This window comes from Cognatishimia sp., from assembly GCF_964229375.1.
Taxonomy (GTDB): domain Bacteria; phylum Pseudomonadota; class Alphaproteobacteria; order Rhodobacterales; family Rhodobacteraceae; genus Cognatishimia.
The window spans coordinates 1-5235 of the sequence record NZ_CAXREH010000090.1 but is presented as its reverse complement, the minus strand read 5'-3'; the positions used below and the strand labels follow the sequence as shown (position 1 = coordinate 5235).

Annotated in this window: 4 protein-coding genes; all 4 read left to right on the top strand. The window is 57.5% G+C overall.

Annotation, left to right across the window (positions count from 1 at the left end; all coding sequences use genetic code 11):
• On the top strand, positions 1 to 1170 hold a 1170-nt coding region (locus ACEQWH_RS07185; protein WP_370229239.1), incomplete at its 5' end, for an ABC transporter substrate-binding protein.
• Between the two features lie 61 nt (positions 1171 to 1231).
• Positions 1232 to 2056 (top strand): ABC transporter ATP-binding protein, encoded by an 825-nt coding sequence (locus ACEQWH_RS07180; RefSeq protein ID WP_370229238.1) that lies wholly within the window; start codon positions 1232 to 1234, stop codon positions 2054 to 2056.
• A gap of 48 nt (positions 2057 to 2104) precedes the next feature.
• Positions 2105 to 3328 carry a phenylacetate--CoA ligase family protein gene (locus tag ACEQWH_RS07175; protein ID WP_370229236.1) on the top strand — a complete coding sequence of 408 codons (1224 nt, stop codon included), beginning with the start codon at positions 2105 to 2107 and terminating at the stop codon, positions 3326 to 3328.
• A 107-nt stretch (positions 3329 to 3435) separates the two neighbouring features.
• The gene (locus tag ACEQWH_RS07170) at positions 3436 to 5055 is read left to right on the top strand and encodes a peptidoglycan-binding protein (RefSeq protein WP_370229234.1); all 1620 of its coding nucleotides are present in this window, start codon (positions 3436 to 3438) and stop codon (positions 5053 to 5055) included.
• Positions 5056 to 5235 lie beyond the last annotated feature (180 nt).

The window sequence follows — 5235 nt, the reverse complement described above, 5'->3', positions numbered from 1 at the left end:
GGTACGCCGTTTTCGGACGGATATCAGGACTACTTTAACCTGCTCAACGCTCGGGACGGCGGCATCGGAGGAGAGTCGGTCCGCATCCTAGAATGTGAGACAGGCTATAACACCGAAAAAGGCGTTGAATGCTATGAGGCCACCAAGGGCGAAGGCTCTTTGGTCTATCAACCGCTGTCCACCGGCATCACCTATCAGCTGATCCCGAAAGTGACCGCAGATGACATCCCGCTGCACACGATGGGCTATGGCCGGACCTCTGCTGCAAATGGCGACGTCTTTAGCCACACGTTCAACTATCCAGGCAACTATTGGAACGGTGCCTCCGGCGCGGTCAACTATCTGCTGGACAGCAATGGTGGCGATATTTCCGGCAAGAAAATTGCGCTGGTCTATCACAACTCCGCATACGGCAAAGAGCCGATCCGCACATTGGAAGAACTCTCTGCAAAGCACGGTTTTGATCTGAGCCTGCTGCCAGTAGACCACCCAGGCCAGGAACAAAAGTCCCAGTGGCTGCAGATCCGTCGTGACCGCCCAGACTTCGTTCTGATGTGGGGCTGGGGCGTGATGAACCAGGTTGCGATCCAAGAGGCCGCAAACATTCGCTTCCCAATGGAAAACTTCATCGGCATCTGGTGGTCTGGTGCGGAGCATGACGTTCTGCCAGCAGGCGACAAAGCAAATGGCTATAAAGCGCTGACCTTCCACAATGTTGGTCGTGACTTCCCGGTCTTTGCGGACATCCAGAAATACGTTGTTGACGCTGGCAAAGCAGCAGGCGCGGGCGATCAGGTCGGAAACGTCCTGTATAACCGCGGCATGTATGCGGCAATGCTGGCAGCCGAAGCTGTGAAAACGGCTCAGGAAATCCACGGCGTTGCAGACATCACCCCAGCAATGATGCGTGATGGCATGGAGGCTCTAGAAATGACCGAAGCGAAAATGACCGCTCTCGGCATGCCGAACTTTGGTCCAAGCTTCTCTGTATCCTGCGAAAACCACGGTGGCCCAGGCCTCGTTGGTGTGACGCAATGGGACGCAGCAAACCAGACTTGGTCGCTGATCTCTGACTTTGCGCCAACCGACGGCGACGTCATCGGTGCGCTGGTTGAGGCCGACAGCTCTGCCTATGCCGCAGAGAACAACATCGGTTCCAACTGCAGCTAAATGATTTTGCCCCGGCCCAAGATCCGGGCCGGGGCATTCAAACCTACAAGGAATTCAATTCATGCTGGATGCGGCCCCACAAGATGAGACCCTGCTAGAGGTCAACAACATCGAAGTGATCTACAACCACGTGATCCTCGTGCTCAAAGGCGTCAGCCTCGCGGTTCCCAAAGGCGGTATCACGGCGCTGCTGGGCGGCAATGGCGCGGGTAAGACGACGACGCTCAAGGCGGTGTCCAACCTGCTGCATTCAGAGCGTGGCGAAGTCACCAAAGGTCAGATCACCTATCGCGGCGATCGTATTCAGGATCTCGATCCAGCCGCCCTTGTGAAGCGCGGCGTGATTCAGGTGATGGAAGGCCGTCACTGTTTCGAGCACCTCACCGTTGAGGAAAACCTGATGACCGGTGCCTATACACGCAGCGCCTCGGGGGCAGAGATTCAGCAAGATCTGGAAATGGTTTACACCTATTTCCCACGTCTTAAAGAACGCCGCAAAAGTCAGGCGGGCTATACTTCCGGTGGGGAACAGCAAATGCTGGCGCTTGGCCGGGCCTTGATGAGCCGCCCTGAAACGATCCTGCTCGATGAGCCGTCGATGGGGCTTGCGCCGCAGCTGGTGGAACAGATCTTTGAGATCGTGAAATCGGTCAATGAAAACGAAGGCGTGACCTTCTTGCTGGCCGAGCAGAACACCAATGTGGCGCTTCGGTTTGCCCACTACGGATATATTTTGGAATCCGGACGCGTTGTGATGGACGGCCCCGCCTCCGAATTGCGTGAAAACCCGGACGTCAAAGAATTCTACCTCGGCATGTCGGATGAGGGACGTAAGTCCTTCCGCGAAGTGCGGTCTTATCGTCGCCGCAAGCGTTGGCTGAGCTAAGCCAACGCGCTGTCCCGACGACTGACTGCTCGAGAGTAAGGAGACACCATGAGCCTCTATTTTGATGCGCTAGAAACAAGAACCGCAGATCAGCGGGCCAGTGATCTGGCGAGCGCGCTGCCGCAACAGATCGCGCGGGCAAAGGTGCTCTCAGGCTATGCTGCGCGCTTTGCAGATGTGGATCCCGCGCGCATCACGGATGCTGCGGCTCTTGCGAGCTTGCCGGTTTTGCGTAAGTCCGAGCTAATTGAGGCCCAAGGGCAAAAGCCACCGCTGGGTGGGTTCAACGCGATTCCAGTCTCGGATTTTGCGCATATTTTCCAGTCGCCGGGCCCGATCTATGAACCGGGTGGCAACACGCATGATTGGTGGCGCATGGGCCGCTTTGTGCATGCTTGTGGCGTGGGCAATCAGGACATCGTGCAAAACTGTTTCGGCTATCATTTGACGCCGGCCGGAATGATCTTTGAAAACGGTGCCCGCGCGGTTGGCGCCACGGTGCTGCCTGCTGGCACTGGTCAAACCGAGCTTCAGGTCAGTGCTGCCGCCGCGATGGGTGTTACCGCCTATGCCGGCACGCCGGACTATCTCAAGGTGATCCTGGATAAAGCGGCAGAGATGGGCGCAGATCTGGCCATTTCCAAAGCCGTTGTCGGGGGCGGGGCGCTGTTTCCAAGCCTACGTCAGGAGTATGCAGATCGCGGCATTACCTGTCTGCAATGCTATGCCACGGCGGATCTTGGCAATATCGCGTATGAATCACCCGCGATGGAGGGCATGATTCTGGACGAAGGCGTGATTGTGGAAATCGTCACGCCGGGCACCGGCAATCCCGTGCAGCCGGGCGAAGTTGGCGAGGTTGTCGTCACCACGTTGAACCCAGACTATCCCCTGATCCGTTTTGCCACGGGCGACATGTCTGCGGTGCTGCCGGGCGAAAGCCCCTGTGGTCGCACCAATATGCGGATCAAAGGTTGGATGGGACGCGCGGATCAAACCACCAAAATCAAGGGCATGTTCGTGCGTCCAGAACAGGTCGCGGCGCTGGTTGCGAAACATGATGAGATCCACAAAGCCCGTGTGATCGCATCTCGGGACGGCGAAATGGATGTCATGACGGTCCAGATCGAAACCGAGGCTCAGGATTCAGCCGCCTATGACGCAACCGTGTCTAACGTGTTGAAATTGCGCGGGACTGTCGAATTGGTGTCGCCGGGCAGCCTGCCAAATGATGGTTTGGTGATCGAAGACAAACGCAGCTACGACGCTTAGATCAGAATTTTCCCCACAACAGGAATGTTCCCAACCTTTGCATGAACGCCGATTTTGGCGCAGACTGAGGTGGGGATGCATGCATTCGCATGTGAGGAGACTGTCTAATGCGTATCAAGTGGGTGGCCGTTGCCGCTTTGGTTTCTGCGTTTCTGGCACCAGCCGTTGGGGCCAAGGATCGTGCTTTGATCGTGGATCTAAGCAACTACAAACATCTTCGCGACTTGCCGGGGGATGGCCGCATCAATGCGATGCGCAACCGGCTGATTGCTGAGGGCTTTGAGGTAGATCGCCTCGACAATCCCACCTTGTCGCGCATGCGTGCCGCTGTGTTCGCCCTTGAGGCCGCGACGCAGGGCGAGCCTGGGCGTACGATTGTTGTTCTGCGCGGGCACATTGTGAACGACGGCGACAGAACCTGGCTCATGTCCCAGGGTGGGCGCACGCCGGATCGCTTTGACTTGGGCAGCAAGGCGCTGCCGCTTTACTTGTTGGACAATGCCCTCTCAGCGGCCGCAGGTTCGGCCGTCTTGGCGCTGGTGCCAAGCCCAAGGCCGCTTGACGGTTTGGTGGATCTTGAAAACGGCGTCGGAACCTTGGACCTTCCTCAAGGCGTAACGGCGATCTCGGGGTCGTCCCGCCGGGTGCAGTCGGCCATAAATAGTTTGATGCAGCCGGGATCCACCACGGGATCCTTGGCGCAAGACGGGCTGGCTGTGGCTGGTTATGTCTCAGAGACGACATCGTTCACGCCCGACCAAGGACAGCCGCCAGAAGACATCGGCGAACTCGCCTATTGGAGCGCAGTGCGCGACATTGGCACGCCCGAGGCCTTTGAGGCCTATCTTAACCGCTATCCAGATGGGCTTTTCGCCGAAGAGGCTGCGCAAACGATCATTGGCGATGAACAAAATCGCGAGGCGGCAATCAAGCAAGCGGAAACGGATCTGCGCCTGAACCGCAGCCGCCGCCAAGAAATTCAACGCTCGCTAGCACTGCTGGGTTATGACCCGCGCGGCATCGACGGAGTTTTTGGTCCAGCCACACGGCGCGCGATCGCTGCTTGGCAGTCAGACAACCGGCTTGAGGCGCATGGCTTCCTTGATCGTGATCAGTTGTTTTTGCTCCAGGAAGTGGCGGCACGACGGGCTGCGGAACTCGAAGAAGAAGCCCGCCGGCGTCGACTTGTAGAAGAGGCGCGTGACCGGGCCTATTGGAATTCAACAGGTGTGAGCGGGCTAGAAGAGGACTACCGGCTTTATCTGAACCGCTACCCTGACGGTATTTTTGCTGATATCGCGCGCGATGCGATTGCCGATTTCGAGGCCGAGCGCCGCGCGGAACTCAATGAACGCGAACGCGCTGCTTGGGATAGAGCCGAGGCGGAAAACACCGTCGATGCCTATCGCAGCTTCCTTGGAAGCTACCCCGATGGCGAGCTTGCAGAGACCGCCAACGCCCGGATCAGCGATCTCGAAGGCGCTGCCAAGAACGAAGAATTGCGCGCGCGATATCAAGCGGTTGAGAACTCTGTTGCGCGAAATTCGGCCACGCGGTTGTTGATCGAAGGACGCTTGCAAGGCATGGGTTTGGAACCCGGAGCAGTCGATGGGAATTTCGACAACTCAACGCGCCGCGCGCTCAGACGCTTTCAAAAGGCGCGTGGGCTGACCGTGACTGGCTATGTGGATCAAGCCACCATGGTTAGGTTGCTTTTGGGTGGGTGAATTCCCCAAAAGGTTGTAACTCATTGCAATGTCTCGATTTATTGATCGGGGCATGCTATGCCGAGCAAAGTACCAGAGCCCGCAAATGGGCCGTTTATCGAGTAAGTTGTTATGCCCGCCTCTTATACAGATCAGTTTTGGCTGATCGACCCTTTTGCGCCGCCGCCTAGTGGCACACAG

Bases quoted from the DNA above. Each gene is read 5' to 3' on its own strand.
- ACEQWH_RS07180 (WP_370229238.1), top strand. From the start codon at position 1,232: ATGCTGGATGCGGCCCCACAAGATGAGACCCTGCTAGAGGTCAACAAC.
- ACEQWH_RS07175 (WP_370229236.1), top strand. From the start codon at position 2,105: ATGAGCCTCTATTTTGATGCGCTAGAAACAAGAACCGCAGATCAGCGG.
- ACEQWH_RS07170 (WP_370229234.1), top strand. From the start codon at position 3,436: ATGCGTATCAAGTGGGTGGCCGTTGCCGCTTTGGTTTCTGCGTTTCTG.